Annotated in this window: 30 protein-coding genes; 10 read left to right on the forward strand and 20 right to left on the reverse strand. The window is 72.5% G+C overall.

Annotated features, from left to right (window positions below):
- Positions 1-19: 19 nt before the first annotated feature.
- Both BLQ67_RS07285 and BLQ67_RS07290 read left to right on the forward strand, forming a co-directional pair.
- A complete protein-coding gene (locus BLQ67_RS07285; protein WP_092503785.1) occupies positions 20-220 on the forward strand; it encodes a three-helix bundle dimerization domain-containing protein in 201 nt (66 codons plus the stop codon).
- A 97-nt stretch (positions 221-317) separates the two neighbouring features.
- Positions 318-1,130 carry a class II glutamine amidotransferase gene (locus tag BLQ67_RS07290; protein WP_157674711.1) on the forward strand — a complete coding sequence of 271 codons (813 nt, stop codon included), beginning with the start codon at positions 318-320 and terminating at the stop codon, positions 1,128-1,130.
- Between the two features lie 21 nt (positions 1,131-1,151).
- On the opposite strand, the gene BLQ67_RS07295 is transcribed toward BLQ67_RS07290, so the two are convergent.
- The 5 genes from BLQ67_RS07295 to yczE all read right to left on the reverse strand — a co-directional run bounded on the left by BLQ67_RS07295 (position 1,152) and on the right by yczE (position 6,183).
- Positions 1,152-1,829 (reverse strand): TetR/AcrR family transcriptional regulator, encoded by a 678-nt coding sequence (locus tag BLQ67_RS07295; protein WP_157674712.1) that lies wholly within the window; start codon positions 1,827-1,829, stop codon positions 1,152-1,154.
- A 147-nt stretch (positions 1,830-1,976) separates the two neighbouring features.
- Positions 1,977-2,738: a histidine phosphatase family protein gene (locus tag BLQ67_RS07300; RefSeq protein WP_092503790.1), complete on the reverse strand. Its 762-nt coding sequence runs from the start codon at positions 2,736-2,738 to the stop codon at positions 1,977-1,979.
- Positions 2,735-4,663, reverse strand: a complete 1,929-nt coding sequence (locus BLQ67_RS07305; protein ID WP_231945195.1) for a bifunctional copper resistance protein CopD/cytochrome c oxidase assembly protein — start codon at positions 4,661-4,663, stop codon at positions 2,735-2,737. The genes BLQ67_RS07300 and BLQ67_RS07305 overlap by 4 nt, the downstream gene beginning before the upstream one ends.
- A 269-nt stretch (positions 4,664-4,932) precedes the next feature.
- Positions 4,933-5,217: an HU family DNA-binding protein gene (locus tag BLQ67_RS07310; protein WP_092503791.1), complete on the reverse strand. Its 285-nt coding sequence runs from the start codon at positions 5,215-5,217 to the stop codon at positions 4,933-4,935.
- Between the two features lie 231 nt (positions 5,218-5,448).
- Positions 5,449-6,183: a membrane protein YczE gene (gene yczE, locus BLQ67_RS07315; RefSeq protein ID WP_231945196.1), complete on the reverse strand. Its 735-nt coding sequence runs from the start codon at positions 6,181-6,183 to the stop codon at positions 5,449-5,451.
- A gap of 96 nt (positions 6,184-6,279) precedes the next feature.
- On the opposite strand from yczE, the gene yczR reads away from it, so the two are divergent.
- Positions 6,280-7,683: a MocR-like transcription factor YczR gene (yczR, locus tag BLQ67_RS07320; RefSeq protein ID WP_092503793.1), complete on the forward strand. Its 1,404-nt coding sequence runs from the start codon at positions 6,280-6,282 to the stop codon at positions 7,681-7,683.
- A 68-nt stretch (positions 7,684-7,751) separates the two neighbouring features.
- Here yczR and BLQ67_RS07325 read toward each other — a convergent pair whose 3' ends face one another.
- The gene (locus tag BLQ67_RS07325) at positions 7,752-8,090 is read right to left on the reverse strand and encodes a hypothetical protein (RefSeq protein WP_092503795.1); all 339 of its coding nucleotides are present in this window, start codon (positions 8,088-8,090) and stop codon (positions 7,752-7,754) included.
- Positions 8,091-8,231: 141 nt separating this feature from the next.
- On the opposite strand from BLQ67_RS07325, the gene BLQ67_RS07330 reads away from it, so the two are divergent.
- The 3 genes from BLQ67_RS07330 to BLQ67_RS07340 are packed head-to-tail and all read left to right on the forward strand — an operon-like array spanning position 8,232 to position 10,422.
- Positions 8,232-8,708, forward strand: coding sequence for a hypothetical protein (locus BLQ67_RS07330; protein WP_092503797.1), 477 nt, complete (start codon positions 8,232-8,234; stop codon positions 8,706-8,708).
- Between the two features lie 32 nt (positions 8,709-8,740).
- A complete protein-coding gene (locus BLQ67_RS07335) occupies positions 8,741-9,280 on the forward strand; it encodes a YaeQ family protein (RefSeq protein WP_092503798.1) in 540 nt (179 codons plus the stop codon).
- Positions 9,280-10,422: an MFS transporter gene (locus tag BLQ67_RS07340; RefSeq protein WP_092503800.1), complete on the forward strand. Its 1,143-nt coding sequence runs from the start codon at positions 9,280-9,282 to the stop codon at positions 10,420-10,422. The genes BLQ67_RS07335 and BLQ67_RS07340 overlap by 1 nt, the downstream gene beginning before the upstream one ends.
- A 19-nt stretch (positions 10,423-10,441) precedes the next feature.
- Here the strand turns inward: BLQ67_RS07340 and BLQ67_RS07345 are convergent, their stop codons facing one another.
- The 11 genes from BLQ67_RS07345 to BLQ67_RS07395 all read right to left on the reverse strand — a co-directional run bounded on the left by BLQ67_RS07345 (position 10,442) and on the right by BLQ67_RS07395 (position 18,015).
- Complete coding sequence (locus tag BLQ67_RS07345) at positions 10,442-11,020, reverse strand: GNAT family N-acetyltransferase (RefSeq protein ID WP_092503802.1); 579 nt, start codon at positions 11,018-11,020, stop codon at positions 10,442-10,444.
- A 111-nt stretch (positions 11,021-11,131) separates the two neighbouring features.
- Positions 11,132-11,437: a 30S ribosomal protein S14 gene (gene rpsN / locus BLQ67_RS07350; protein ID WP_092503804.1), complete on the reverse strand. Its 306-nt coding sequence runs from the start codon at positions 11,435-11,437 to the stop codon at positions 11,132-11,134.
- Between the two features lies 1 nt (position 11,438).
- On the reverse strand, positions 11,439-11,609 hold the full coding sequence (gene rpmG / locus BLQ67_RS07355) for a 50S ribosomal protein L33 (RefSeq protein ID WP_092503806.1): 171 nt from the start codon (positions 11,607-11,609) through the stop codon (positions 11,439-11,441).
- Positions 11,609-11,845 (reverse strand): 50S ribosomal protein L28, encoded by a 237-nt coding sequence (gene rpmB, locus BLQ67_RS07360; protein ID WP_092503808.1) that lies wholly within the window; start codon positions 11,843-11,845, stop codon positions 11,609-11,611. Before rpmB ends, rpmG begins: the two co-directional genes overlap by 1 nt.
- A 166-nt stretch (positions 11,846-12,011) precedes the next feature.
- A complete protein-coding gene (locus BLQ67_RS07365) occupies positions 12,012-13,064 on the reverse strand; it encodes a hypothetical protein (RefSeq protein WP_157674713.1) in 1,053 nt (350 codons plus the stop codon).
- Positions 13,065-13,159: 95 nt separating this feature from the next.
- The gene (gene map / locus BLQ67_RS07370; RefSeq protein WP_092503812.1) at positions 13,160-13,963 is read right to left on the reverse strand and encodes a type I methionyl aminopeptidase; all 804 of its coding nucleotides are present in this window, start codon (positions 13,961-13,963) and stop codon (positions 13,160-13,162) included.
- Entirely contained in the window at positions 13,960-14,361 is a 402-nt protein-coding gene (locus tag BLQ67_RS07375; RefSeq protein WP_172802268.1) for a Fur family transcriptional regulator, read from the reverse strand. Before BLQ67_RS07375 ends, map begins: the two co-directional genes overlap by 4 nt.
- On the reverse strand, positions 14,358-15,197 hold the full coding sequence (locus tag BLQ67_RS07380) for a metal ABC transporter permease (protein ID WP_092503814.1): 840 nt from the start codon (positions 15,195-15,197) through the stop codon (positions 14,358-14,360). Before BLQ67_RS07380 ends, BLQ67_RS07375 begins: the two co-directional genes overlap by 4 nt.
- A 70-nt stretch (positions 15,198-15,267) precedes the next feature.
- Complete coding sequence (locus tag BLQ67_RS07385) at positions 15,268-16,122, reverse strand: metal ABC transporter permease (RefSeq protein WP_092503816.1); 855 nt, start codon at positions 16,120-16,122, stop codon at positions 15,268-15,270.
- Position 16,123: 1 nt separating this feature from the next.
- Positions 16,124-16,921, reverse strand: a complete 798-nt coding sequence (locus BLQ67_RS07390; protein ID WP_092503818.1) for a metal ABC transporter ATP-binding protein — start codon at positions 16,919-16,921, stop codon at positions 16,124-16,126.
- On the reverse strand, positions 16,918-18,015 hold the full coding sequence (locus tag BLQ67_RS07395; protein WP_092503820.1) for a metal ABC transporter substrate-binding protein: 1,098 nt from the start codon (positions 18,013-18,015) through the stop codon (positions 16,918-16,920). Before BLQ67_RS07395 ends, BLQ67_RS07390 begins: the two co-directional genes overlap by 4 nt.
- 82 nt (positions 18,016-18,097) lie before the next feature.
- Between BLQ67_RS07395 and BLQ67_RS07400 the strand changes: the two genes are divergently transcribed.
- The 4 genes from BLQ67_RS07400 (at position 18,098) to BLQ67_RS07410 (ending at position 22,967) form a co-directional block, all read left to right on the forward strand.
- Positions 18,098-19,192 (forward strand): DUF262 domain-containing protein, encoded by a 1,095-nt coding sequence (locus BLQ67_RS07400; RefSeq protein ID WP_157674714.1) that lies wholly within the window; start codon positions 18,098-18,100, stop codon positions 19,190-19,192.
- 2 nt (positions 19,193-19,194) lie between these two features.
- Entirely contained in the window at positions 19,195-19,692 is a 498-nt protein-coding gene (locus tag BLQ67_RS16360) for a HEPN domain-containing protein (RefSeq protein ID WP_157674715.1), read from the forward strand.
- A 56-nt stretch (positions 19,693-19,748) separates the two neighbouring features.
- The gene (locus tag BLQ67_RS07405; RefSeq protein WP_092503824.1) at positions 19,749-21,437 is read left to right on the forward strand and encodes an FAD-dependent oxidoreductase; all 1,689 of its coding nucleotides are present in this window, start codon (positions 19,749-19,751) and stop codon (positions 21,435-21,437) included.
- Between the two features lie 141 nt (positions 21,438-21,578).
- The gene (locus tag BLQ67_RS07410) at positions 21,579-22,967 is read left to right on the forward strand and encodes a DUF2252 domain-containing protein (protein ID WP_092503826.1); all 1,389 of its coding nucleotides are present in this window, start codon (positions 21,579-21,581) and stop codon (positions 22,965-22,967) included.
- A 3-nt stretch (positions 22,968-22,970) separates the two neighbouring features.
- Here the strand turns inward: BLQ67_RS07410 and BLQ67_RS07415 are convergent, their stop codons facing one another.
- From BLQ67_RS07415 to nhaA, 3 genes are all read right to left on the reverse strand, one after another.
- Positions 22,971-24,143, reverse strand: a complete 1,173-nt coding sequence (locus tag BLQ67_RS07415) for a MalY/PatB family protein (protein WP_092503828.1) — start codon at positions 24,141-24,143, stop codon at positions 22,971-22,973.
- Between the two features lie 53 nt (positions 24,144-24,196).
- Entirely contained in the window at positions 24,197-24,679 is a 483-nt protein-coding gene (locus BLQ67_RS07420) for a nitroreductase family deazaflavin-dependent oxidoreductase (RefSeq protein ID WP_092503830.1), read from the reverse strand.
- A 208-nt stretch (positions 24,680-24,887) separates the two neighbouring features.
- Positions 24,888-26,720 carry a Na+/H+ antiporter NhaA gene (nhaA, locus tag BLQ67_RS07425; protein ID WP_197674641.1) on the reverse strand — a complete coding sequence of 611 codons (1,833 nt, stop codon included), beginning with the start codon at positions 26,718-26,720 and terminating at the stop codon, positions 24,888-24,890.
- Positions 26,721-26,775: the final 55 nt, after the last annotated feature.

The raw sequence follows: 26,775 nt of genomic DNA on the forward strand, positions 1-26,775 counted from the left end.
GTCGTGTCACCGTCGAGGCATGAGCGGCAACGAGGCCGAGCCCGACCTGGTCGTCGACCACGTCGTGCAGGCGATCACGACCCAGCATCCCGAGCACGACGCCGACGCCGTCGCGCAGCTCGCCCGCGAGGAGCACGCCAAGCTCGCCGGCAACCCTGTGCAGGACTACGTGGAGGTGCTCACCGAGCACGCCGTCAAGCAGCGCCTGCACGACGCCTGACCCCGCGTCGCGCATCCCTCTGCTACGCCCCGTGACGCGCATGTGACGCGTTCGACACGCGAGCACGAGAGGATGGAGGCGACGAAGGGGGATGCGCATGTGCCGACTGCTCGGCTACGCCGCTCCCCGTGCGACGACGGCCGCAGCCGTGCTCGGGGCCGCCGATGCGCGGGAGTGGCAGCGAATGGGACGACTCCACGCCGACGGCTGGGGCACCGCGTGGGTCGACGACGCCGGTGACGTGCGTCGCTACCGCGACCCGAGCGACGGCGCCGAGAGCGCCGACCTGGCCGGTGCGATCGACGACGGCGAGGCCGTCGCCCGCATCGCCCACCTGCGCCTCGCGACCGAGGGCATGGGCAACGTGCTGCGCAACACGCATCCGTTCGTCGCCGACGGCATCGCCTTCGCGCACAACGGCTCGATCCACCCGGTGCACGAGCTGCGCGCCATGGTGCGCCCCGAGGAGGTCGAGCGCCTCGGCGGCACGACCGACTCCGCGATCGTCGCAGCGCTCGTGCTGCGGGAGGTCGCCCGCGGCGTGCCGCTGTTCGAGGCGACGACGTCGACGGTCGCGCGCCTGCGCGAGCGCTTCCCGACGTCGGCGATCAACCTGCTCGTGCTGTCGGCCGACGAGCTCGTGGCCGTGCACGCCAACGAGGGCGCCCCGGTGCCGCTCGACCTGTTCGAGGCGTCGGGCCTCGGCCCCGACCTGCCGCTCGACCACGTCGAGCACTACTACCAGCTGTCGTGGCGGCGCGAGGCGGATGGCGCGGTCGCGTTCACGTCGAGCGGCCTGCCCGCCGACGGCTGGCACCGCATGGCGCAGCACACCGCGGCTCGCGTCGACCTGGCGACGCTCGAGCTCGAGGTCGTCGACCTGCCGCAGGCCGCACGCCGCGCGGCCTGAGCCGGGCTCGAGCCCGCTCGGTCAGACGACCGGCGCCTCCGCGACCGCGCCCTCGGTGGGCACGCGCAGCGGGATGCGCGACGGCAGCAGCCCCAGTCGGCGCCGCGAGACGGCGCGGGCGACCTCGTAGGCGAGGGCGATGAGGTGGTCGTCGCCGCGCGGGTCGTCGACGAACGCGGCGCCGACGACGGCGTCGACGACGTGGAAGCAGTCGACGAACCGCTCGCGGTACTCCGCGTCGACCGCGATGCCGTAGCGCGGGCCGATCGCGGCGGCGACGCGCTCGACGAGCTCGACGACCACGGCACCCTTGGGCCGCATCGACGTGGGCAGCGTCTCGCCCGTGCGCACCGACCGGTAGCCGGGCAGGTCTCGGTACAGCTCGACGTACGCGTGGAACAGCGCCGTGAGGTCGTCGAGCACGTCGTCGCGCGGCTCGGCCACGACCTGCTCGAACCGCTCGCCGAGCATGCGCACGTTGCGGTCCGCGATGCCCTGCAGGATCGCGATGCGATCGGGGAAGTAGCGGTAGACGGTGCCGACGCCCGCGCCGGCGCGCTCGGCGACGAGCGTCGTCGTGAGCAGCTCGGTGCCGACCTCGTCGACGACCGCGGCGGCGGCGTCGAGGATCTCGTCGATGCGGTCGGATGCGCGGCGCTGCACGGGGGGCGTCCGGAGGGTCTTCCGATGCGGGCTCATGGGCGCTCTCCCCTCCTCGTCGCTCCATCCTGCGACGACCTTCGTCATCCTGGCACGCGACTCGGACATCGTGTCGCGTTTCCGTACCCTAGCCGCGCGCTTGCGGCCGACACGAACCCGCCGCGGGCTCGGTCGATCCGCGACGCGTCAGGCCGCGAACGCCTCGGGGCGCTCGCCGACGCCCTCGAGCGACCACGACGTGCCCTGCAGTCGCACGGTCGAGATCGAGCAGTTCGGCAGGATGGTCGTCGGCGTCATCTCGGGCGTCATCTGGCGCAGCAGCGTCGTGATGAACCCGCCGTGGCTCACCACGAGCACCGTGCGCTCGTCGCCGGCCTGCGCATCCGCCGTCACCGTCTGGATGACGTGCGCGAGCGCGAGGTCGGCGCGCACGACCGTCTCGGCCGCCTTCTCGCTCTGGCCCGTCTCGTCGAGGTCGGCGATGCCGTCGAAGATGTCGCTCCACGACATGCGCTCGGCGAGCACGCGCATCGCCGACAGCTCGCGGTCGACCTCGAGGCCGTGCTGCGCGAACAGCCGACCCCACACGATCGCCGACGGCTGCTCCTCGTTGCCGCCGAAGTTCCACTCGCGCAGGTCCTCGCGCAGCGCGAGCGCCGGCGGCGAGGGATGCGCGGCGAGGATGCCCTCGGCCGTGAGGCGCGTGCGCTCGAGGTCGCTCGAGAACGCCGCGTCGAACGGCACGCCCGCGAGCGCGGCACCGGCCGCCGCGATCTGCTCGTGCCCGCGGTCGGTGATGGGCGAGTTCGACCAACCCTGCATCACGTGCGCGACGTTGTACTCGGTCTCGGCGTGCCGCACGATGTGCAGCGTGAGCGAGACGCCGTCGGCGAGCGCGCCGAGCTCGTCGGGCAGGCGCTGCCCACCGGTGGTCGTGGCCTCGGTCATCGCTTCGACATCCTCTCGAGCATCGCGTTGTACTCCTGCAGGTCGGCATCGCCGTCGCGGTCGGCCTTGCGGTCGACTCGGCGCTGCTCGCGCTGGTCGGTGCGCGCCCACAGGACGCACGTGATGAGGGCGAGCACGATCGTGGGGAACTCGCCGATCGACCAGGCGATGCCGCCGCCGACCTGCTGGTCCTCGAGCGCATCCACGCCGTTGCCCATCGCGCCGAACCAGTCGGCGAGCAGCAGCCCCTCGCCCGTCATGATCGTGACGCCGAAGAACGCGTGCGCCGCCATCGCCGCGAGCAGCATGACGAGGCGCATCGGGAAGGGCGTGCGGTGCGGCGACGGGTCGGTGCCGATGAGCGCCTGCACGAACAGGTAGCCCGAGCCGACGAAGTGCACGACCATCCACACGTGGCCCAGGTGGTTCTCCATCGCCCAGCGGAACAGCGGCGAGAAGTAGAACACCCACAGGCTCGCCACGAAGATGCCGGTCGAGACGATCGGATGCCCGATCACCTGCATGTAGCGGGAGTGCACGATCGCGAGCAGCCACTCACGGCCGCCGCGCGTGCCGTCGGTGCGCTTCGTGAGCGCGCGCATGCCGAGCGTCACGGGCGCGCCGGGCACGAGCAGCAGCGGCACGGCCATGCCGAGCAGCATGTGCCCGGCCATGTGGAACGAGAACTGGTAGTGCTCGTACACGGCGAGCGGGCCCGACGTGACCCACGCGAGCAGGCCGACGCCCGCGAGCCACGAGATCGTGCGCAGCACGGGCCACGCGTCGCCGCGGCGGCGCACGCGCACGACGCCCGCGACGTAGAAGAAGGCGAGCATCGTGCACACGACGGCCCACAGCGGGTCGAGCGACCACTCGGTGAAGAGGCGGATGGGCTCGAACGTCGGCGGCAGCGGCGAGCCCGTGAGGATCGTCGCGGGGCTCGAGTCGACCGCGACCTCCGAGATCGGCGTCGGCGTCTGCGCCAGGCCGTTCGCGACGCCCATCGCGACGCCCATGAACGCGAGCTCGGCGACGAGGAACCAGCGGATGCGGCCCGTCTCGACCGCGCGCGGGATGAGGCGCGTGCGCTGCCATGCGCCGAAGGCGCCGAGCACGACGAGCAGCACCGTCTTCACGATCACGAGCGCGCCGTACGGCGTCGCGAGCCCCTCCCAGCCGGTGCGCACCCAGGCGGAGGCGACGCCCGAGAAGCCGACGATCGCGAACGAGACGAGGGCGAGCGACGAGTAGCGACGCATGGCGTCGTGCAGGCTCGGGCTGCGGTCGAGGCGCAGGATCGCGAGATGGATGAGGCCGCCCACCCAGATGCTCACGAACACGAGGTGCAGCCAGAGCGAGCTCGTCGCGAGCGTGTGGTTCTCGGCCGTGCCCGCGTGGCCGGCCGCGGCGAGCAGCACGAGCGGCGCGGCCGACAGCACCGTCACCCACGCGACGCCGGCTGCGGAGCGCACGACGACGAGCAGCGTCGTCACGACCGCGAACGCGAGCGTCGCGGACCCGAGGTACTGGCCGCGCTCGATCTGCGTGAAGAACTGCAGGAACGAGTCGGTGAACGTCGCGTCGACCGACAGCGGGCTCGTGACGAGCGTGCGGAACGCGAGGAAGGCGACGGCGGCGGATGCGGCGGTCGCGACGCCCGCAGCGGCGGCGGCGACGTCGATGGCCTTGTCCCACGCCTTCGAGCCCGGCACGAGCGCGAAGCACGACAGCACGAGGCCGCCGATGAGCGTCGCCGTGGCGATGTCCTGCAGCATGCGGGCGATGGGGGTGCCCCATCGCACGCCGGCGCCGGGGTCGCCGACCGTGAGCGGGGCCGCTCCGCCGCCGAGCTCGAGGGCGACGATGACGGCGACGAGTCCTGCGGCGACGACGGCACCCGGACCGATCAGTCTCGCGCGTGCCACGCATCCAGGGTATCGGCGCAGCCTATGCGCGCCCGACCTCCCCCGCTCCCTCTCGCGGATGGGTCACTTCCTGCCGCCGATGGGTCACTTCCGTGCGATGCGTGGTCACGTGCTGTCACGACACGCCGCACGAAGTGGCAGGAAGTGACCACTCCTTCCCCGGGTCGGGTGCGGGCGTCAGGAAGTGACCCCTCATGCGACGAGACCCCCGCACACGACGAAGGCCCCCGTCGTGACGACGGGGGCCTTCGTGCGCTGTGAAGCGGTGACTACTTGACGGCAGCCTTGAGCTTCGAGCCAGCGGTCAGCTTGACGCGGTGGCCGGCAGCGATCTTGATCTCGGCACCCGTCTGCGGGTTGCGGCCCGTGCGGGCAGCGGTCGCGGTGCGCTCGGCCGTGAGGAAGCCGGGGATCGACACCTTGTCGCCCTTGGCGACGGCGCCCGAGATCTCGGCGAACAGCGCGTCGAGCACAGCGCCGACGGTGGCCTGGCTGGCGTCGGTCGACGCGGCGATCTTCGCGACGAGGGTCGTCTTGTTGATGGTCTCTGCCATGGTGTCCTCCTGGACTCGTTCCTGCCCCGCCAGGGCGGGTCGTGCACGGCGGCCCGGTCAGTGCCCGTGCCGCACCGCCACGGTACCCGCGCGACGCGCATCGACCGCGCAGGCGGGGCCGACACGCCGAGGATTCCGCGTGATTCCGCGGGATTCAGAGCCGATTCTTGGCAATCCGACCCGTCTCGGGCCTTCCATGCATCTCGCAGGCGCGGATGCGGTGCGCTGCGCTCAGCCGCGCAGGGCCGCGACGCGGGCCGCCTCGCGCGCCTCGGCGGCGCTGCGACGGCGATCGAACCACGGCAGCGTGCGGCCCACGACGGGCCCGACGCCGAAGGCGAAGATGACGGCGCCGACGCCGAGCGGACCACCCAGCAGCAGGCCGACCACGAGCACCGAGCCCTCGATGAGCGTGCGCACGACCCAGATGGGCCACTTCGTGACGCGCACGACGCCTGTCATGAGCCCGTCGCGGGGGCCGGGGCCGAAGCGCGCCGTGATGTACATGCCGGTCGCGACGGCGAGCACGACGAGGCCGAGCACGAACAGCGGCACGCGGAACCACCACGTCGCGGGGTCGGCGGTGGGCACGCGCGGCACGATCGCGAGCGTCAGCTCGGCGAACGGCCCCACGAGGAGGCCGTTGAGCAGCGTGCCCACGCCCACGCGCTGGCGCAGCGGGATCCAGAGCAGCAGCACCGCGGCCGACGTGAGGATGATGATGAGCCCGAAGCCGAGGCCCGTCTGCGCCTGCACGCCGAGGGTCAGCACGTCCCACGGCGCGACGCCGATCTCGGCGCGCACCATGAGGCCGATGCCGACGCCGTAGAGCCAGAGGCCCACGACGAGCTGCACGAGACGGCGGCCGACGTCGCGACGCGACACGGCCTCGACCGGCAGCACGAGGCGCGTGAGCCATGCGGGCATGGCGAGGCGACGGCGTGCGGATGCGGCGGGCTGGGTCATGCATGCCAGCATGCGGGCAGAGTGGCCCTGGATGCACGGTCCACCGGTGAGCGCGTGGCCCGTGCATCCCGGTCCACTCGGGGGCATGATGGGGCGATGGGATCACGACTCGGACGCCAGCTCGGCGAGTGGTACCAGGGCGGCGCCGTGGCGCAGTCCCTGGCGGACCGCATCCGCATGCTCATCCTCGACGGCCGCCTCACGGTCGGCGAGCGAGTGCCGAGCGAGCGAGCGCTCGCCACCGAGGTGGGCCGTTCGCGCGCCACCGTCACGAAGGCGTACGAGACGCTCGCCGACGCTGGCTACCTCGCCCGCGTGCACGGCTCCGGCACTCGCGTCGCCCTTCCCCACCGCTCGGCGACGCGCGTGCCCGCGCCGAGCGACGACGTCATCGACCTCACGATCGCGTCCGTCGGATCGACGCCCGGCCTGCACGCCGCGACCGTGCGCGCGCTCGACCGGCTCGCGTCGCTGCTCGGCACCCCCGGCTACTCGCTCGACGGCCTCGCCGACCTGCGCGAGCGCATCGCCGCCCGCTACACGCAGCGCGGCCTGCCCACCGACCCGTCGCAGATCGTCGTGACGAGCGGCGCCATGCACGCGCTCACCCTCATCACGGCGGCGTTCGGCGAGCGCGGGCGAGCGGCGATCGTCGAGCAGCCCACGTTCCCGCACGCGATGGATGCGCTGCGCCGCGTCGGCATGCGCCTCGTGCCCACGCCCGTCACGCCCGAGGGCTGGGACCTCGCGCACCTCGCCGGCCGCATCCGCGAGACGAGGCCGGGCATCGTCTACACGATCGCCGACCTGCACAACCCGACGGGCGCGACGATGCCCGACCTCGAGCGCGCGAAGCTCGCCGCGACCGCGCGCAGCGTCGGCGCGCTCGTGATCGTCGACGAGACGTGCGTCGAGCTCGACGTCGACCGCGGCTGGACGCCGCACCCGTTCGCCTCGCACGGGCCGGCGATCAGCATCGGCTCGATGTCGAAGCTCGCGTGGGGCGGCCTGCGCATCGGGTGGATCCGCGCGGATGCGCCGCACGTCGAGCGCCTGCTCGCGGTGCGCCCGTCGTTCGACCTCGGCAGCCCGCTGCTCGAGCAGTGCATCGCCACCGAGCTGCTCGACGACATGGACGGCCTGCTCGCCCACACGAAGCGCCGCCTCACCGCGGGCCGCGCGTCGGTGCGCGCCGGGCTCGCGACGCACCTGCCCGGCGTCGTGATGCCCGAGGTGCCCGGCGGCCTCGCCGCGTGGGTCGACCTCGGCTCGCCCATGTCGACGAACCTGTCGCTCGCGGCGCGCGAGCACGGGCTGCTGCTGCCGCCCGGTCCGCGCTTCACGGCGACGGGCGTGCTCGACCGCTTCGCGCGCATCCCCATCACGTGGGAGCCCGAGGTGATGGATGCGGCGATGGAGCGCCTCGGCATGGCGTGGCGCGACCTACGCGCCGGCTCGACGCCGCGCGCTGGCGCCTACGAGGAGCTCGCGGTCGTCTGACCCGCGTGCTCGACACGACGAACGGCCCCGGGGAGCGATCCCCGGGGCCGTTCGTCGTCGGCACCGCGTCAGGCGGGGGCCGGTCCTTCGCGCAGCTGCTGCTGGGCAGGCGGCCGCGTTGCCGCGTCGTCCGTCTGCGTCACCGGCGCCTGCTGCTGCCACGCACGCTGGTCGCCATCCGTCGGCTGCGCCACCGGCGTCGCCGGTGCCTGCACGACGGGCGGTGCCACCGGCGCCGCGATGCGCGCCGGCTCCCCGCGCACGGCGCGCTCGATCGCGCCGAGCCTGCGCAGCACGAGCACGCCGAACAGCACGACGCCGCCGAGCACGAGCAGCGTCACGATCGACTGCGCGATCGCCGTGCCGTCGATGCCCGGCCCGCCCCCGAATCCGGGTCCTGGGTTCATGGTCCCTCCTCCTGTCGTCGGGCTCGCGCCCGACTCCTTCTCCCTGCCTCGCACGGTAGGCACGGCCGCGATGCGTGCACGGTGGCGCGCATTGGAGGTGCACAAGAGCGCCGAGCGAGCGATGGGCGTACCGTCGGACGGATGCGCACGCGAACCCTGACCCTGCCCGCGCTCGCCGGAGCCGGGCTGCTGCTGCTCGCCGGCTGCGCCTCCGACGGCGAGGCGCCCGAGACCAGCGAGTCGACCGCGAGCGAGAGCGCCGACCCCAGCGCATCCGCCGCCCCCGTCCCCAGCGAGATCACGCCGGGCGCGACCGCCGAGGACCTCGCCGGCACGTCGTGGTTCGGCACCGCCGAGGGCGTCGCCGAGGTCACGTTCACGCTGAACGCCGACGGCACCGTCGACTTCGAGAGCTTCAACGGGCAGCCGTTCGACGCCCCCACCGACGTGTGGAGCGTCGACGGCGAGACGTTCTCGCTCACGATCTCGCAGCTGCAGGCGCCGACGGGCGAGGTCGTCGACATCGTCTTCACCGGCACGGCCGCGACGGGCGGCATGGAGCTCGTCGGCGACGACGGCGCCGGCACCCAGTACCCGATGACCATCGCGCAGGTCTGAGCGGACCCTCCCCCGCACCTAGGCTCGAGACCATGGGCATCGGCGCGACCATCCACACGTTCGACGTGACGCTGGCCGACGTCGACCGCGGCGTCTACGACGACCTCTCGTTCAAGGTCGCGCAGCACCCGTCGGAGACGCTCGCGTTCCTCACGACGCGCGTGCTCGCGTACCTGCTCGAGTTCGAGGAGGGCATCGCGTTCGGCGACTCCCTCTCGGGCGGCGACGAGCCCGCCGTGCTCGTGCGCGACCTCACGGGTGCGCTGCAGGCGTGGATCGAGGCGGGCGCGCCCGAGGCCGACCGCATCCACCGCGGTAGCATGGCGGCTGAGCGCTGCGCCGTCTACACGCACCGCGACCCCGACAAGGTCGCCGGCCGGTGGGCGGGCAAGCGCATCCACAAGGCCGAGCAGGTGCGGCTCGTGTCGTTCGACGACGGATTCGTGGATGCGGTCGCAGACGCGATCGCGCGCCGCACGACCATGACGTTCTCGGTGACCGAGGGCGTCGTCTACGCCGAGGTCAACGGCACGGCGCTGTCGAGCAGCATCCACGAGCGCCGCGCGGGCTGATGCAGGCCCAGCGCGGCACGCGCTCGTCGCTCGTCATCGCGGGCGTCGCGCTCATCGCGTGCTGCTACGGCCTCGCACGATTCGCCTACGGGCTCTTCGCTCCCGACTTCGCGCGCGACTTCGCCCTGACCCCCGCGCTCTCGGGGCTCATCGGCTCGGGCGGGTACGTCGGCTACTGCGTCGCGATCGTGGCGAGCACCGTCGCGACGCCGCGGGTCGGCGCGCGCCGAGTGGCCGTGGCCGCGGGCGTGCTCGCGACGGCGGGCATCGCCACGGTCGCGGCGGCGCCGAACGCGACGGTGCTCGCGATCGGCATCCTCGTTGCCGGCTCGAGCACGGGCGTGGCCTCGCCGCCGCTCGCCGCCGCCGTGGCCGCCGCCATCCGCGAGCGCTCGCGCGACGCGGCGCAGACGATCGTCAACGCCGGCACGGGCGTCGGCGTGCTCGTCTCGGGCCCCGTCGCCGTGCTGCTCGCCGACGACTGGCGCATCGCGTGGACGATCTTCGCGATCATCGCGGCCGGGGTCACCGCGTGGGCGGCGTTCGCGGTGCCCGATGCGCGTCCCGCCCCGGGCGGCTCGTCAGCGGCGCCCGTGCGGCCGTCGCGACGGCTCGCGCTGCTCGTCACGGCAGCCGTGACGATGGGCGTCGGCAGCATCGGCGTGTGGACGTTCGGCAGGCAGGCGGTGCTCGACGCCGGTGCCGCGGCGTGGGTCGCGCCGGCCGTCTGGACTGCGATCGGTGCCGCAGGCGTGCTCGGTGCCTTCGCCGGCGCGCTCATCGCGCGCATCGGCATCCGCTGGTCGTGGGCGCTCGGCATGGTCGCGATGGCCGCAGGCGGGGCAGCGCTCGCGCTGCTGGCGACGAGTCCCGTCGCGGCGCTCGCCGCCGGGGCGCTCTTCGGCGCCGCCTACATCGCCCTCACAGGCGTGCTGCTCGTGTGGTCGACGCGGCTCGCGCCCGGTCGCACGGCGTTCGGCGTCGGCCTCGCCTTCCTCGCGATCGCCGTGGGCCAGGCGATCGGCGCACCCATCGTCGGCGTCGCGGCCGATGCGGTGCCCCTCGCCGCCGTGCTCGTCGGATGCGCTGCGATCGCCGCCGTCGGCGCGCTGCTCACGCCGCGGCGCGTGCCTGCGCCCTGACCGACGCGACGTCCGCGCCTCACGCGGCAGCGACCGCGCGCCGCATGACCGTGTTCTTGAGTCCCTTCGGGCGCACGAACGCGAACCCGGCCGCCTCGTACATCGTGCGCGTGCCGTTGTAGACGAACGAGTTGCTCATGCGCTTGTCGCCCACCTCGTGCGGGTAGCCCTCGACGACGCCGCCGCCCGCCGCGGCGATGAGGCCCAGCGCCCCGTCGAGCGCCGTGCGCGCGAGGCCCTGCCGCCGGAACCGCTTGTCGACGAAGATGCACGTCACGCGGTAGTCGGGCACCGCATCCGACTCCGCGTCGTACTGCTTGCGATGGTGGATGTTCGGCAGCTCGGCGGGCGTGCCGAACTCCGCCCACGCCACCGCCTCGCCGTCGACCATCACGAGCGCCGCGTGCGCGACGCCCGCCTCGACGAGGTGCCGCTTCGCGACCCTGCTGCCCTCGTAGCCGGGCGCGCGGCCCGGGCAGTCGTGGAAGTACGTGCACCAGCAGCCGCCGAAGATGCCGCCGTGCCGCTCGACGAGGCCCGCGAACGCATCCCACGTGTCGACCGACAGCGGCTCGATGGTGTGCGCGACCTGCGTCATGCGGCGAGCGTAGGCCTGCGGCGGGCGGGCCACCAGCCCCGAGCACGACGAAGGCCCCCGACCGTGAGGTCGGGGGCCTTCGTGCTGTGCTGTGTCAGCGGAGGCTGATGCCTACCAGCTCGACTTGGTCACGCCGGGCAGCTCGCCGCGGTGCGCCATCGAGCGGAAGCGGACACGCGAGATGCCGTACTCGCCGACGTGGCCGCGGGGGCGGCCGTCGATGGCGTCGCGCTTGCGCACGCGCACGGGCGAGGCGTTGCGGGGCAGCTTCTGGAGACCCAGGCGGGCCTCCTCGCGCGACTCGTCGGTGCCGTTCGGGTCGACGAGCGCCTTCTTGAGGGCAGCCCGCTTCTCGGCGTAGCGCGCGACGATGACCTTGCGCTGCTCGTTCTTCGCGATCATGGACTTCTTGGCCATGTCAGCGCTCCTCTCGGAACTCGACGTGCTTGCGCACGACGGGGTCGTACTTCTTCAGCACGAGACGGTCGGGGTTGTTGCGACGGTTCTTCTTCGTCACGTAGGTGTAGCCGGTGCCGGCAGTCGAGCGGAGCTTGATGATCGGACGAACGTCCTGTGCCTTCTTGGCCATCAGAGCTTCACCCCCTTCTTCTGCAGGTCACGAACGACGGACTCGATGCCGCGCGCGTCGATCACCTTGATGCCCTTGGCGGACAGGGTGAGCGTCACGTTCTTGCGGAGCGAGGGGACGTAGTACGTCTTCTTCTGCACGTTCGGGTCGAAGCGGCGCTTCGTCCGGCGGTGCGAGTGCGAGATTGCGTGACCGAAGCCGGGAACGGCTCCAGTCACCTGGCACACTGCTGCCATGGTTCCTCCAGGGGTACCGTGAGGCCGAGGCCTCACCCAAGATCACTTGCCTGCGCGCGCAGTTCCCATCCGAAGATGGGCTTGGCGCACGCCGTGCGGCGACGCCACACAAACGACCATCCTACGACACGCCCGGGGTGCGACGCCACCACGGCGTGGCGCGGTGCTACTGCGGCGGCGGCGGGCCCTGCTGCGGCGACTGCCCAGGCGGCGGCGCCATGGGGTTCGGCACCTGCTGGTCGGTCGGCCACGCGTACGGCCACGGCTGGCCGGGCATCGGCTGGCCGGGCATCGGCTGCCCCTGCCACTGCTGCGGCGGCATCGGCTGCCCGGGCCACGGCTGGTAGCCGGGCGGCGGCACGGCGCCGGGATGCGGCATCCAGGCCTGGGCGGGCTGCACCGGCTCCCCCAGCGCAGGCTGGGGCGCGGCGGGCGCGGGCGCTGGCGCGGGCGGCGGGGCGTCGAGCTGCCTGCGGTTCCAGTACAGCAGCGTCGTGATGCAGGCGGCGAGCGCCGCGAGCACGACCGCCGCGACGGCGAAGCGCCAGTAGAGGTCGCCGATGCGCACGCCGAACGGCGTGATGGCGAGGTGCAGCGTGAGCAGCACTGCCGCGAGTCCCAGCAGCGCGGCGGCGACGACGCCCATGACCCGCGCGAGCGCGATGGCGCCGCGGCGGCCGAGCGCGACGAGCGCCCACGCGCCCGCAGCAGCAGCGCGCACGACGAAGAACGCCAGCAGGAAGACGCCGAGCAGCGCGATGCCCAGCGGCGGGCCGTACCGGTACGGATCGGCGTAGTCGCAGCCGTCGATGGGGTCGCAGATCACGTCCGGCGGCGTCACGACGATGGGCTGCACCCAGGTCGCGAGCATGAGCACCGCGAGCAGGTAGACGTTGGCGCAGACGCCGATGACGAGGGGCACCGACGATCGCCGCGACAGCGACAGGTCGAGCGCGAGCAGGCCCGTGAACGCGACGAACGCGATGACCGTCCACACGACGCGCGGCGCCTGCGTGCCGATGTCGCCGACGAACACGAGCACGATCGTGAGCAGCGTCACGAGCACGAGCAGCACCATGCCGACGAGCAGCACGGGTTGGATCCCGAGGATGCGCAGCGGCTGACGGCGCCCGGCGGGCACGGGCATCGGCTGGGCGGGCGGCTGGGCCGCTGCCGGCTGCGGCACGGGATCCTGCGGGGGTGCGGTGGGGTCGCTCATGACGGTCCTCTCGACGCCGTCACCTCATCACGCCGCGCTCCACGCGCTCTGCGAGGTGTGGATGGATGCGCTGAGACGGCGTCTGTGGAACCGCGTCAGGCCGCGCGCTGCGCCACGGTCGGGGGCACCTCGTCGGCGCGACGCGTGAGCACGACGGGGCCGTCCTCCGTGATGGCGACCGTGTGCTCGGAGTGCGCCGTGCGCGAACCGTCGGCCGAGCGCAGCGTCCAACCGTCGGCATCCATGCGCAGCTCGTCGGTGCCGGCCATGACCCACGGCTCGATCGCGAGCAGCAGGCCGGGGCGCAGCGTGTAGCCGCGGCCGGCGGTGCCGTCGTTGGCGACGTGGGGGTCCTGGTGCATCGTCGAGCCGATGCCGTGGCCGCCGAACTGGCCGTTGATCGTGTAGCCGGCGCCGCGCAGCACGTCGCCGATCGCGTTCGAGATGTCGCCGACGCGGTTGCCGACCTGCGCCTGCGCGATGCCCGCCTCGAGCGCGACGCGCGTGGCGTCGACGAGCGCGACGTCCTCCGGCCGCGTGCCGCCGACCCCGAACGTCAGCGCCGAGTCGCACGCCCAGCCGTCGACGATCACGGCGAGGTCGAGCGTGAGCAGCTCACCCTGCCGCACGACGCGGTCGTACGGCTTGCCGTGCAGCACGGCATCCTCGACGGCGGTGCAGATGTGGAAGCCGAACGGGCCGCGGCCGAACGACGGCGCGTAGTCGACGTAGCAGGAGGTGGCGCCCGCATCCTTGATCATCTCCGCCGCCCACGCGTCGATCTCGAGCAGGTTCGTGCCGGGCACGACGCGGTCGCGCACCGTCTGCAGGATGCGCCCCACGAGCTCGCCGGCGGGCTTCGCCGCCTCGACCTCGCGAGCGGACAGGATCTCGATCATGCTGCGCCTCCGGATGCGTGCCGGTCGCAGATGCCGGTGATCTCGATGGTGTGGTGGGGGTCGGTGTAGCCGTGCTTCGCGGCGACCTCGCGCGTCCACGCCTCCACGGGGTCGGCCTCGAGCTCGACCGTGCGGCCGCACTCGCGGCAGATGAGGTGGTGGTGGTGCGTGGGCGTGCAGGCGCGGAAGACGGTCTCGCCGTCGTGCTGCACGGCATCGGCGGCGCCATCCTGCTCGAGCGTCGCGAGCGCGCGGTAGACGGTCGCGAGGCCCACGGTCGAGCCGCCGTCGCGCATGGTGGCGTGCAGCGACTGTGCGGACACGAAGCCGTCGGCGGCGTCGAGCGCCTCGCGCACGGCCTCGCGCTGCTTCGTGGATCGTCGGCGCACGTCGGTCATGATGCGACCACGCTACCGGCGGCAGCCGGTGCGGGCACGGCTTCGACCACCGTGCGGCGCTGCGGGACGAGGTGCGCGAGCCCCACGACGGCGGCGGCGATGAGCGTGATGGCGCCGCCCGCCGAGACCGACCACGCCCGCGATACGAGCAGGCCGGCGACGGCGCACGCGATGCCGATGAGCGGCGCGACCCACAGCATCGTCGTCGCCGAGCGCACGAGGCGGCGGGCAGCTGCGGCGGGCGCGACGATGAGGCCGACGGCGAGGATGGCGCCGAGCGCGGGCATGATCGCCACGACGGTCGCGGCGATGAGCGCCAGGGACACTGCCTCGGCGCGGGCGGGCTTGAGGCCCGCGGCGCGGAAGCCCGTCTCGTCGAAGGACGCGAACAGCAGGTGGCGGCCGTAGACGGCGAGCACCGCGATGGCGACGACGAGCACCGCCGCCGTGAGCCCGAGGTCCGCGGTCGTCGTGGCGAGGATCGTGCCCGTGAGGAACGAGCCGACGTCGACGGGCACGTGCGTCGCGGTCTCGGCGAACGAGCCGACGGCGAAGCCTGCGGTGAGCATGATGCCCGAGGCGACGGCGGAGCCCTGCGTGGGGATGCGGCCGATGAGCGTCGCGACGAGCACGAGCGCGACGGCCGTCGCGGCGGCGCCGAGCGGGATCGAGACGCCGAGGATGGCGGCGAGCACGGCACCGGGGAACGTCGCGTGCGTGAGCGACATGGTGAAGAAGGCGCGGCCGCGCAGCACGACGAGCACGCCCACGAGGCCCGCGAGCGCACCGGCGAGCACGGCCTCGAGCAGCGCGCGGGTGAAGTAGTCGAGCGTCATGCGGCGACCCTCGGCGCCACGAAGCACGTGGGGAGGGCATCGAGCGAAGCCCTGGTGAACTCGTCGAGCGTCATGCGGCGACCCTCCGTGCGAGCGCGCCCTCGCGCACGGCGCCGACCGCCAGCGCCACGAGGTACGCCGCGAGCATCGTGAGCGCGACGATCGACGACGGCGACGCCTGCACGCCCGCGCTCGACGCCGCGAACGCGACCGACATGCCGATCCACGAGGCGGCGGCGGCGATGCCCGTCGCGACGATCGCGCCCGGCACGACGTGGCGCGTGACGGCACGGGATGCGGCGGCGGGCACGATGAGCACGGCGAGCACGAGCAGGGTGCCGACGGCGGCGGATGCCGCGACGACGACGAGCGCGACCGCGACGTTGGCGACGACGTCGGTGACGCGCACGGGCACGCCCGCGATGCGCGCCGCCTGCTCGTCGAACGCGCGCAGCACCTGCCACCGCCACGTCGCCATGACCCCCGCGACCGCGAGCGCGACGATGCCGAGCGAGATCGCCAGCTGCGCATCCGTCACCGTGAGCAGGCTGCCGAAGAAGAACGACTCCATCTGGCCCGCCCACTCCGAGCGCAGCGACACGAGCACGACGCCGAGCGAGAAGCACGCCGTGAGCACGATCGCGACGCCCGTCTCGGTGCCGGTGCGGCGCGCGATCGCGACGAGCACGAGCGCCGCCACGACGGCGGCGACGAGCGCGCCGGGCAGGATGCCGCTCGCGCCCGCGACCATGAAGCCGATCACGAGGCCCGGGAACACCGCGTGGGTGAGGCCGTCGGAGGCGAACTCGAGCCTGCGCAGGTTCACGACCGTGCCGACCGTGCCGGCCGCGACCGCGAGCACGAGCAGCAGCACGAGCGGCCGCAGCATGAACGGCAGCTGGAAGGGCGTGACGAGGTCGAGCACGTCAGCGGTGGTCGTGCTCGTGCACGTCGTCGTGCTCGCGGTGCTCGGCGTGGCCGTGCTCGGTCGCGTGGTGCTCGGCGGTCGCGAGCGTGTGGCCGTCGATCTCGACGGCGTGGTGCTCGAACGCCTTGCGCACCTGCTCGAGCGTGAGCACGCACGCGGTGTCGTCGAACGCGATCTGCTCACGGTCGATGAGCAGCGTGCGCTCGCACACCGCGCGGGCGAGCTCGAGGTCGTGGGTCGTCACGACGAGGCCCACGCCCGCTGCCTTGAGTCGCTCGATCGCGTCGAGCAGCGACTGGCGGCTCGCGGCGTCGAGGCCGTTGAACGGCTCGTCGAGCAGCAGCAGCGCCGGCTCTCCCGCGATCGCTCGCGCGAGGAGCCCACGACGCTGCTGGCCGCCCGAGAGGTCGCCGAACCGCGCCTTGCGCTGCGCCGTCAGCCGCACGGTCTCGAGCGCCTGCGCCACGGCATCCCGGTCGGCACGGCCCGGCCAGCGGAGGCCGAGGCGCGCGGTGCGGCCCTGCATCACGACCTGCTCGAGCGAGATCGGGAACGCCGCATCCGTCGTCGTCGACTGCGGCAGCATACCGATGGCGCCTGCGCCCGTCGGCACGTCGAAGCGATCGGCGTCGTGCGGCACGAGCCCCAGCAGGCCGTCGAGCAGCGTCGACTTGCCCGCGCCGTTCGGTCCGACGAGCGCGACGGCCTCGCCCGGCTCGACCGCGAAGGTCACGCCGGACAGCACCGTGCGCCCTCCCCTGCGGAAGGACGCGCGGTCGATGCGGACGATGCTCACTCGGTGAGGCTATCCGGCACGGGCAGGGGCTCGACGCCCCACGACTCGACGATGAGGGTCACGTTGTGGATGACGCTGCCCACGTACGTCGCGCCGGGCGTGCCCGCGGCACCGAGCGAGTCGGCGTACAGCGCATCCTCGCCCGAGTACACCTCGACGCCGGCCTCCGACGCGATGGTCTCGGCGATCTGCGGGTCGATGCTCGTCTCCGAGAACACGGCGCGCACGCCGGACTCTCGGATGGCCGCGACGAGCGCGTCGATGTCGGCGGCGCTCGGCTCGGCGTTGTCGTCGAACGCGGGCATGACCGAGCCGACGACCGTCATGCCGGTCGCCTCGGCGAGGTACGAGAACGTGTCGTGGTTCGTCACGAGGAGGCGCTGGTCGGCCGGCACCTGCTCGATGGATGCGTGCACCCACTCGTCGAGCGCCTCGAGCTGCGCGACGTAGTCGGCCGTCGACGCCTCGATCGCGTCGGCGTTGGCCGTGTCGGCCGCGGCGAGGGCCGCGCCGATCGTCTCGGCCATGTGCACGACCTGGTGCGGGTCGCTCCACACGTGCGGGTCGGTGCCGCCGTGGTCGTGGTCGTCGTGACCCTCCTCGGCCTCCGCGTCGGCGTCGGCCGGCGCGGAGGCGGCGGGCTCGGAGGCCTCGGCCGACTCGTCGGCGTGTTCCTCGTCCGCGTGCTCCTCGTCGCCGTGATCGTGGTCGTGGCCCTCGCCCTCGTGCAGGTGCACGTCGGCCGACGCATCCACGAGCTCGCCGTCGAAGCCCGAGGCCTCGATCGTGTCGTCGAGCCACTCCTCGAGGCCGGCGCCGTTGATCACGAGCACGTCGGCGGTCGCGAGGGCCGTGAGCGCCTCGGGCGTCGGGTCGTACGAGTGGGCCGACTGGCCGGGCTGCAGCAGCTGCGTCACCTCGGCGTCGTCACCAACGATCTCGCGCACGACGTCGCCCATCTGGGTCGTCGTGGCGACGACCTGCAGCGTGCCGTCGTCGGCGCCGGCATCAGCCGAAGTCGAGCAGCCGGCGAGGGCGATGACGGATGCGGCGAGGGCCGCGGGCAGCGCGATGCGCGTGAGGGTGCGGGGCATGGATGCGACGCTACTCGCGAATGAGAACCGTTGTCAAAACGCAATCTCGGACGGATCAGGACAGGCGACATACAGTTGCCACATGACGACGCCAACCGACGACATCGAGATCGAGATCGAGATCGACGATGTCGATGAGACCGATGCAGTGACACCCTCGGTCCTCCCTGTGTCCTACTTCGGCACTGAGTTCGACGTGCACGGGCTCGTCCGTCGGTTCAACGATCGAGCCATCGTCGTCCCGTCCTTCGATCCGAGCGTGCAGCTTCCAGATCCTAACGCTCAGGGATTTCAGCGGGGAAGAGTTTGGAGGAAGGCTCAGAAGGATCGATTCATCGAGTCCTTGCTCCTTGGCTTCCCCGTGCCAGGGATTTTTCTCGTAGAGCAGCCGGGGAAGAAGTACCTCGTCCTCGACGGACAGCAGCGGCTGACGACACTCGCAGCGTTCTACGCCGGGTCGTTCAAGCTTGAAGGCGTCGAGGACGCTTTCAAGGGCCTCACCTACGACACGCTGCCCGACGACGTGCGTCGCGGACTCGATGACACCTTCATCCAGTCGATCATCATCCGGGCCCCCCAAGAGGTGGATGAATACGAAAGCGTCTACCAGATCTTCGAGCGTCTGAACTCAGGCGGCACCAATTTGCAACCTCACGAGATTCGAGTTGCGCTGTACGGTGGCGAAACCGTCGAGATGATCAGGAGCCTCAACAACGACGAGTGCTGGCGCCTGCTCTACGGCAAGCGCAGCGATCGACTGAAGGATCAGGAACTGATCCTGCGAGTTATTGCCTTGTGGACTTCCTCGGACGAGTACTCCGCACCATTGAAGACGTTCTTGAATGACTTCCTTGGCCGCCATCGAAACAGCGCCGAACTCGATCTAACAATGATCGCCGATGCGTTCCGGTCATCGGCAGCTGTGATCAGTGCCGCACTTGGTAAGCGAGCCTTCCGGCTGGGCACTCAAGTGAATGCAGCGATTCTGGACTCCGTTTTCGTCGGGGTCATGGACCGCGCGCATGGCGGCGGTGACGCACTAACACCGGAAGACGTGAGCGATGCCTACCAAGCACTCCTGGAAGATATCGACTACATGGACGCGGTGACTCGAGCGACGGCGAACGAGGACTCAGTTGAGACTCGCCTGAGCCTCGCACGCGCGGCGTTCGCCTGATCGTGGCAAAGCCAGAACGTTACGTCGATCGCCGAGCGGAGGTCCGTAAGCATCTGCGTGAGATTGAGGACTTGGTGCTTGTTGCCGACGAGCAGAACGATCTCGTCGTCCGCGGCCATCTGCAGCGACTCGCAGTGATCCGACTCAGTGGATTCGTCGAGAAGACCGTCGAGCATGTCCTGAACGGTTACCTCGAGGAGCACTCGAGTCATCGAGTGCTCCGCTTCGGTAAGAGGCAAGTTTCGCGATTGCCGAACATGAATCCATCGAAGTTGGAGACTTGGATCGGCGCCTTCGACGACGACTGGCGACTTGAGTTCATCGACTACTTGAAGGTGGATGAACGACGTCAAACACTCGGCAACTTGGTTGGAGCGAGACATAAGTTGGCACACGGCGGAGCCTATGGAGGACTGAACGGTGCAACTCTGAGTGGCTATCACGAAGTGGCCGAAGGAGTGGCGGAGTTCCTAATGGAACGATTTCTACCGCTGCGGTGAGAAGTCGGAGCGACCCAACGAAGCGGCGGACACCGGACCCGCCTATCCTGAGCCGCATGGACACGCGCCCGGCGATCCTCCTCGCCGCCTCCAACGCCGCCGAGTCGATCGAGCGCGAGTTCCGCGCCCGATACGACCGCGACTACCGCATCGAGGTGCTGCCAGACGCGGCCGCGACGCTCGCGCGCCTCGCCGAGCTGCTCGACGCAGGCACGCAGATCGCGATGCTCGGCGCCGAGCGCACCCTGCCCGACGCATCCGGCCTCGAGCTGCTGCGCGCCACGCAGCCCCTCGCCCCGGCCGCGCGCCGCGTGACGCTGCTCGTGCCCGGCGAGTACGTCGACGCGATCGAGGAGATGCGGCTCGCGATGCTGCGCCGCGACATCGACACGTTCGTCGGCGTGCCGCGCGGCAAGCGCGACGAGGAGTTCCACATCGCGCTCACCGAGCTGCTCTCGGAGTGGGGATGGTCCGTCGCCGGGCCCGTCGTGTCGTCGGCCGACATCATCGCCGAGCCGGGCGACCGCCGCGTCGGCGCGATCCGAGACCTGCTCGACCGCCTCGGCATGCCCAACCGCACGCTCGCGCCCGACGACCCCGAGGCGCTCGAGATGCTCGTGCTCGCCGGCCCCGACCCCGTCTTCCCGCTCGTGCGCTCGTTCACGGGGCAGGTGCTGCAGGATGCGACGCCCGCGAAGGTGAGCGAGGCGATGTACGGCGGCTTCGACGCGATCCCCGACGGCGAGGTCGCCGACGTCGTCGTCGTGGGCGCGGGCCCCGCCGGCCTCGCGGCCGCCGTCTACGCCGCATCCGAGGGCCTCTCGACCATCGTGCTCGAAGGGGATGCGATCGGCGGGCAGGCGGGATCGTCGTCGATGATCCGCAACTACCTCGGCTTCCCGCGCGGCATCTCCGGCATGCGGCTCGCGCAGCGCTCGCGCATCCAGGCGTCGCGGTTCGGCGCCCGGTTCTACACGGGCCGCGAGGCGATCCGCATCGAGCGCGGGCCCGACAACGAGCCCGAGCACCACCACGTCTTCGTCGACGGCGCGCAGATGTGCGCGCGCACCGTCATCCTCGCGACGGGCGTGCAGTACCGCCGCCTCGGCGTCTCGGGCGTCGACGAGCACGTCGGCAACGGCGTCACGTACGGCTCGGCGACGACGATGGCGCGCGAGATGCAGGACCGCGACGTCTTCGTGGTCGGCGCAGGCAACTCGGCGGGGCAGGCGGCGGTGCACCTCGCGAAGTTCGCCCGCTCGGTCACGCTCGTCGCGCGCCGCGGCGACCTGTCGGAGACGATGTCCGACTACCTCATCCGCGAGATCTCGGCCACGCCGACCGTGCACGTGCGGTGCCGCACGCGCGTCGTCGACGGCGGCGGGGATGCGCACCTCGAGCGCCTGACGCTCGAGGACCTCGACACGGGCGAGCGCGAGACGCTGCCCGCCGACGGCCTGTGCTGCATGCTCGGCGCCGAGCCCGCGTGCGGCTGGCTGCCCGACGGCATCGCGTGCGACGGCCACGGCTTCGTGCTCACGGGGCGCGACGTGCCGAAGGACACGTGGGTCGACGGCCTGCCGCCCGCGAGCCTCGAGACGACGGTGCGCGGCATCTTCGCCGTCGGCGACGTGCGCGCCGGCTCGATGAAGCGCGTCGCCTCCGCCGCCGGCGAGGGCGCGTCGGCGCTGCCGCTCGTGCACGCGGAGCTCGCGCGCCTGCGGGCGCTGCAGCTGGCCGACTGAGTCCCGCTGACGTCGCAGGCTCCCCAGACCGCTCCTCGAGGGCCGGAGGATGGCGCGTCCCCGTGGAGGATGGGCGATGCCCACGGCACGCGGACGGCCCGTGGCAGGATCGGTCGCACCCGACCCCGCTGGAGGCCGAGCATGCCGTCGACCGTCGCCGACCTTCGCGCGCAGGGCCGGGCGGCCCGCGACGCGCTCGCCCGCTCCGAGCACGCCGCGCTGCCGCTCGCAGCCGACCGCGATCCCGAGCGCGTGCTCGTCGACCAGCACGCCACGCGCCTGCAGGACCTCGTGGCCGTGCGCGTCGGACGCATGCTGCAGTCGCCGTTCGCGCTCTTCCGCGGCTCGGCCGCGCAGATGGCCGCCGACCTGGCGCACGGACCGTCGACGACGCAGCACGTCGTGGCGTGCGGCGACGCGCACCTGTCGAACTTCGGCCTCTCCGCGAGCCCCGAGCGGGCGCTGCTGTTCGACCTCGACGACTTCGACGAGGGCGGCGTCGCGCCGTGGGAGTGGGACGTCAAGCGGCTCGCGGCGAGCGTGCACGTCGCCGGCCGCGACGCCGGTCTCACCGAGGAGCAGAGCCGGGAGGCCGTGCTGCGCACGACGACCGGCTACCGGGATGCGCTCGCCGAGATGGCGGAGCTGACGGCGCTCGAGCGGTACTTCCTGCGCGTCGACGCCGAGGCGGTGGAGGCGCTGGTCGACGACAAGGCGTCGCGGCGCCTCACGCGCGAGGTCGCTCGCAAGGCCAGGCGCCGCACCGCCGACCGCGTGCTCGAGCGCATCACGACGCGCGATGCCGACGGCGCCCTGCGCATCCTCGACGAGCCGCCCATCACGCGCCACATGGACCACGCGACCCTCGACGAGCTCGACGTGCTCTTCGCCGACTACCGCGCGACGCTGCGCGAGGACGCCCGCCTGCTGCTGTCGCAGTTCACGCTCGTCGACGTCGTGCTGCGCGTCGTCGGCGTCGGCAGCGTCGGCACCCGCTGCTACGTGCTGCTGCTCGTCGGCCCCGGCGGCGAGCCGCTGTTCCTGCAGGCGAAGGAGGCGGGCCGCTCGGTGCTCGTGAGCCACGGCGGCATGGCCGACGCCGACACCGCGTACCCGCAGGCGGGCGTGCGCAGCGAGGGGCATCGCGTCGTGTGCGCGCAGCGGGTGCTGCAGGCGCAGTCGGATCCGTTCCTCGGCTGGATCGAGGGATGGGCGGGCGACCTCCCTGGGCGACCTCGCGTCGACTACTACTGGCGGCAGTTCCGCGACATGAAGGGCTCCGTCGAGCTCGACGACCTGTCGCCGTCGCAGCTCGGCCAGTACGGCGCGCTCTGCGCCCGCATGCTCGCCCGCGCGCACGCGCAGTCACCCCAGGCGCATGCCGCATCCGCGTACCTCGGCCGATCCGACCGCATGCCCGAGGCGCTCGCCGACTGGGCTCGGTCGTACGCCGACGTGACGGAGGCCGACCACGCGACGCTCGAGACCGCGGTCGCGGCCGGCAGGCTGCCGGTCGAGCGCGACGTGTGACGGTCAGCGGGTCGCGAGCGCCTCGCCCATCGCGACGATCGCCTCCTCGAGGATCGGCCGCGGCGTCGCGAACACGAGCCGCACGTGGCCCTCGGCACCCGCGCCGCACAGGGCGCCGTCGGTGAGGGCGACTCCCGCGCCCTCGCGGAAGAACGTCGCCGGGTCGCCGAGACCCAGGGCGGATGCGTCGAGCCACGCCAGGTAGGTCGCCTCGGGCGAGCGGTGGGCGACGCCCGGCAGGTGCTCGGCGACGAGGTCGGCGAGCGCCAGGCGGTTCGCGTCGAGGTAGTCGATGGTGCCGTCGAGCCAGTCGCCGCCGCCCGCGTACGCGGCCGTCGCGGCGACGACGCCCAGCGTCGATGCCCCGTGCACGACCGAGAAGCCGAAGCGTCCGTACCGCTGCTCGTCGGCGGCGTTCGACGTGATGAGCTGCGCCGCCTTGAGGCCGGGCACGTTGAACGCCTTCGACGCGCTCGTGCCCGTGATCGCGTGGCTCGCCGCCGCATCCGACACCGACGCGTACGGCACGTGCAGTGCGTCGCCGAAGCGCACGTCGGCGTGGATCTCGTCGGCGAAGACGCGGCCGCCGTGGCGCTCGACGACGGCGGCGATCGCCAGCAGCTCGTCGCGCGCCAGCACGGTGCCCGTCGGGTTGTGCGGGTTGCAGAGCACGAGCGTGCCCGCGCCCTCGGCGAACGCCGCGTCGATCGCGTCGAGGTCGTGCTGCCAGCGACCGTCGACGACGACGCCCGGCACCTCCACGACCTCGCGCCCGAGCGTCGGCAGGTACGTGAGGAAGGGCATGTAGGCCGGCGTCGGCACGATGACGGCCGAGCCGGCCGGCGAGTACTCCTCGACCGCGACGCGCAGCGCCGCCATGACGTCGGACACCGGATGCACGCGCTCGGGCTCGACCGTCCAGCCGTGCCGCGCGCGCATCCACGCCGCCGTCGCCTCGCCCATGTCGGCCGCGACCGACGGCGCGAGGTAGCCGAGCACCTCGTCGGCGATCGCCCGCTGCAACGCCTCCTGCACGACGGGTGCGGTGCCGAAGTCCATCTCGGCGACCCACGCGCCGATCGTGCCCTCGTGCAGGCTCCACTTGCGGCTCGACGGCCGCGCGAGCGTCGCGCGCGTGCGCAGGTCGAACGGATGCGTCGGACAGTCGGCCACCATGCGCCCACGCTCGCACCGGCGCCGCGACGCCGCACGCGGCGACGTCACACGGCTCAACCTTCGACGGCGAGATGGATGACGGGGATGCGCCGCGACGTCCGCCGTTCGTAGACGGCGAAGTTCGGCCACACGCCCAGCAGGCGCTGCCACGCGGCGGCGCGCTCGGCCTCGTGCAGCTCGCGCGGGGCGACCACGAGGGTCGCGCCCCGCCACACGACCTCGGCGTGCGCGCCCGCGGCCTCGACGGCGCGCAGGTTCGCGACCCACGCGGGCATCGCCTCGGCGCCGAAGTACGAGCCCGCGATCAGGAAGCCGCCGTCGTGCGGCACCGCGAGCAGCGGCGTCGCGCGCACGACGCCAGAGCGTCGGCCGGCGACGCGCAGGGTGAGGTTGGGGAGGCCGGCGACGTCGAGCACGCCACGGCGGCCGCGCGTCATCCGCAGCAGCGCGCCGTCGACCCGCACGATCGCGGGAAGCAGGCGCGGCATCCACGGCAGCGCGCCGATCCGCACGGCGAGCGGGGTGAGGAGGCCCATGGGGAGACGGTACGCGTCCCCCACCAGCTGGTCGAGGAGGCCGCAGCCGAAGGCTGCAGCCGTCACGAGACCACGCGACGTGCCCGCTCGGCGCGACCATGCGCATGGCGGGGCAGGAGCGGCGGTCACGTGGTCTCGTGACGCGGGCTCGCCCAGGGGCTCGCGCGCTCCTCGACCAGCTGGTTGGGAGCGCTCGCCGAGCCGACCCCTACGACCGACGCCGCTCCACCGTCGGCTCCCACGCCTCGAGCGCCGCGATCATCGTGCGCGCGTCGTGCGGGCCGCGGTGGCGGGTGCCGTTGAGGAAGAACGTGGGCGTGCCGCGCGCGCCCGACTCGTGCGCCGACTGCGCGTGCTTCCTCACCCGCTTCGCGAGGGCCTCGTCGAGGATGTCCTCGTCGTAGCGGTCGAGGTCGAGACCGATCTGCTCGGCGTAGCGACGCAGATCCGCGGCCTCGAGCGCCGACTGGTTCGCGAACAGCACGTCGTGCATCTCCCAGAACCGGTCCTGGCGCGCCGCAGCCTCCGCCGCGATCGCCGCGCCGCGCGCGTGCGGGTGCACGTCGTCGAGCGGCAGGTGCCGCACGACGTAGCGGATGCGGCCGTCGAAGTGCTGCTTGAGGTCGGTCCACATGCCCGTGGCGCGAGCGCAGAACGGGCACTCGAAGTCGAGGTACTCGACGACCGTCAGCACGGCATCCTCTGGCCCGCGCACGTGGTCCCTGTCGGGGTCGACCTCGGGCTCGAGCGTCGACGGCAGGTCCGCCTCGGTCTCGCCGAGGCGCGTGCGGGCGACGCGGAACGTGAGCCAGCCGAGCGCCCACGACAGCACGAGCGCGATGAGCACGCCCACGGTCGCGGCGTCGGCCGTCGGCCCATCGAAGGCGAGGGAGATGATGAGCAGCGACATCGTGAACCCGATGCCCGACAGCGCGGCGCCGCCCGCGACCGAGCCAGGACCGACGCCATCCGGCAGCCTGCCGAGGCCCGCGCGCACCGCGCCCCACGCGCCGAGGCCGATGCCCAGGAACTTGCCGAGCGTGAGGCCCGCGACGACGCCCCACGTCACGGGGCTCGTGAGCGCCTCGCCCAGCACGCCGCCGCGCAGGTCGACGCCCGCGTTCGCGAGCGCGAAGATCGGCACGATCACGAGCGAGACCGGGCCGCGCAGCACCTCATGGAGGCGCTGATTCACCGAGATGGACCTGGCGAGCCCGCGCTGCACGAGGCGCGCGACGCCCGCATCCGGCGACTGCCAGTAGTCGCGGAACAGGTACTTCGCGGCGAGCACGTCGCTGCGCTCCGTCGCCGCCGCCGGCACGAGCAGGCCGGCGGCCATGCCCGCGAGCGACGGGTGGATGCCCGACAGCAGCGTCGCCGCCCACAGCACGACGATGACGGCGACGTACGGGCTCGAGCGCCACTGCCGCGCCTTGCCGAGCAGGTACAGGATGACGAGGGCCGCGAGCGCGATGCCGAGCGGCATGAGCTGCACGTCGTCGGTGTAGAAGACGCCGATGATCGCGACGGCGAGGAAGTCGTCGACGACCGTGAGCGTGAGCAGGAAGACGCGCAGCTGGCTCGACATGCGCGGGCCGACGAGCGCGAGCGCGCCGAGCAGGAACGCCGTGTCGGTGCCGATGACGACGCCCCAGCCGGCAGGCGCCTCACGGCCGGCGATCGCGAGGTAGATGATCGCCGGCAGGGCGACGCCCACGAGTCCGGCGACGAGCGGCACGAGCGCGCGGCTGCGCTGCCGCAGCGACCCGACGGCGAGCTCCTCGCGCACCTCGAGGCCGATGAGGAAGAAGAAGATCACCATGAGGCCGTCGTTGACCCAGTGGTGCAGGCTCAGGTCGATCGCGAAGTCGCCGATCGTCACCGCCGCGTGCGTGTGCCACAGGTCGACGTACGCCTGCGACCACGGCGAGTTGGCCCAGGCGAGCGCCACGAGCGACACCGCCACGAGCAGCAGCGCGCTGCCCGACTCCGTCCGCAGCCTGTCGATGACGGCCTGCGCCCATCCAGCCCCTCGCGCCATGCCCGCACCCTCTCGCCGCATCCGCCCGTGCTTGCACGGTACCCGTGCGAGTGGT

The sequence above is a fragment of the Agrococcus jejuensis genome (genome assembly GCF_900099705.1).
GTDB classification, from domain to species: Bacteria; Actinomycetota; Actinomycetes; order Actinomycetales; family Microbacteriaceae; genus Agrococcus; species Agrococcus jejuensis.

Bases quoted from the DNA above. Each gene is read 5' to 3' on its own strand.
- BLQ67_RS07285 (WP_092503785.1), top strand. From the start codon at position 20: ATGAGCGGCAACGAGGCCGAGCCCGACCTGGTCGTCGACCACGTCGTG.
- BLQ67_RS07290 (WP_157674711.1), top strand. From the start codon at position 318: ATGTGCCGACTGCTCGGCTACGCCGCTCCCCGTGCGACGACGGCCGCA.
- BLQ67_RS07295 (WP_157674712.1), bottom strand. From the start codon at position 1,829: ATGAGCCCGCATCGGAAGACCCTCCGGACGCCCCCCGTGCAGCGCCGC.
- BLQ67_RS07300 (WP_092503790.1), bottom strand. From the start codon at position 2,738: ATGACCGAGGCCACGACCACCGGTGGGCAGCGCCTGCCCGACGAGCTC.
- BLQ67_RS07310 (WP_092503791.1), bottom strand. From the start codon at position 5,217: ATGGCAGAGACCATCAACAAGACGACCCTCGTCGCGAAGATCGCCGCG.
- yczE (WP_231945196.1), bottom strand. From the start codon at position 6,183: ATGACCCAGCCCGCCGCATCCGCACGCCGTCGCCTCGCCATGCCCGCA.
- yczR (WP_092503793.1), top strand. From the start codon at position 6,280: ATGGGATCACGACTCGGACGCCAGCTCGGCGAGTGGTACCAGGGCGGC.
- BLQ67_RS07325 (WP_092503795.1), bottom strand. From the start codon at position 8,090: ATGAACCCAGGACCCGGATTCGGGGGCGGGCCGGGCATCGACGGCACG.
- BLQ67_RS07330 (WP_092503797.1), top strand. From the start codon at position 8,232: ATGCGCACGCGAACCCTGACCCTGCCCGCGCTCGCCGGAGCCGGGCTG.
- BLQ67_RS07335 (WP_092503798.1), top strand. From the start codon at position 8,741: ATGGGCATCGGCGCGACCATCCACACGTTCGACGTGACGCTGGCCGAC.
- BLQ67_RS07340 (WP_092503800.1), top strand. From the start codon at position 9,280: ATGCAGGCCCAGCGCGGCACGCGCTCGTCGCTCGTCATCGCGGGCGTC.
- BLQ67_RS07345 (WP_092503802.1), bottom strand. From the start codon at position 11,020: ATGACGCAGGTCGCGCACACCATCGAGCCGCTGTCGGTCGACACGTGG.
- rpsN (WP_092503804.1), bottom strand. From the start codon at position 11,437: ATGGCCAAGAAGTCCATGATCGCGAAGAACGAGCAGCGCAAGGTCATC.
- rpmG (WP_092503806.1), bottom strand. From the start codon at position 11,609: ATGGCCAAGAAGGCACAGGACGTTCGTCCGATCATCAAGCTCCGCTCG.
- rpmB (WP_092503808.1), bottom strand. From the start codon at position 11,845: ATGGCAGCAGTGTGCCAGGTGACTGGAGCCGTTCCCGGCTTCGGTCAC.
- BLQ67_RS07365 (WP_157674713.1), bottom strand. From the start codon at position 13,064: ATGAGCGACCCCACCGCACCCCCGCAGGATCCCGTGCCGCAGCCGGCA.
- map (WP_092503812.1), bottom strand. From the start codon at position 13,963: ATGATCGAGATCCTGTCCGCTCGCGAGGTCGAGGCGGCGAAGCCCGCC.
- BLQ67_RS07375 (WP_172802268.1), bottom strand. From the start codon at position 14,361: ATGACCGACGTGCGCCGACGATCCACGAAGCAGCGCGAGGCCGTGCGC.
- BLQ67_RS07380 (WP_092503814.1), bottom strand. From the start codon at position 15,197: ATGACGCTCGACTACTTCACCCGCGCGCTGCTCGAGGCCGTGCTCGCC.
- BLQ67_RS07395 (WP_092503820.1), bottom strand. From the start codon at position 18,015: ATGCCCCGCACCCTCACGCGCATCGCGCTGCCCGCGGCCCTCGCCGCA.
- BLQ67_RS07400 (WP_157674714.1), top strand. From the start codon at position 18,098: ATGACGACGCCAACCGACGACATCGAGATCGAGATCGAGATCGACGAT.
- BLQ67_RS07405 (WP_092503824.1), top strand. From the start codon at position 19,749: ATGGACACGCGCCCGGCGATCCTCCTCGCCGCCTCCAACGCCGCCGAG.
- BLQ67_RS07410 (WP_092503826.1), top strand. From the start codon at position 21,579: ATGCCGTCGACCGTCGCCGACCTTCGCGCGCAGGGCCGGGCGGCCCGC.
- BLQ67_RS07415 (WP_092503828.1), bottom strand. From the start codon at position 24,143: ATGGTGGCCGACTGTCCGACGCATCCGTTCGACCTGCGCACGCGCGCG.
- BLQ67_RS07420 (WP_092503830.1), bottom strand. From the start codon at position 24,679: ATGGGCCTCCTCACCCCGCTCGCCGTGCGGATCGGCGCGCTGCCGTGG.
- nhaA (WP_197674641.1), bottom strand. From the start codon at position 26,720: ATGGCGCGAGGGGCTGGATGGGCGCAGGCCGTCATCGACAGGCTGCGG.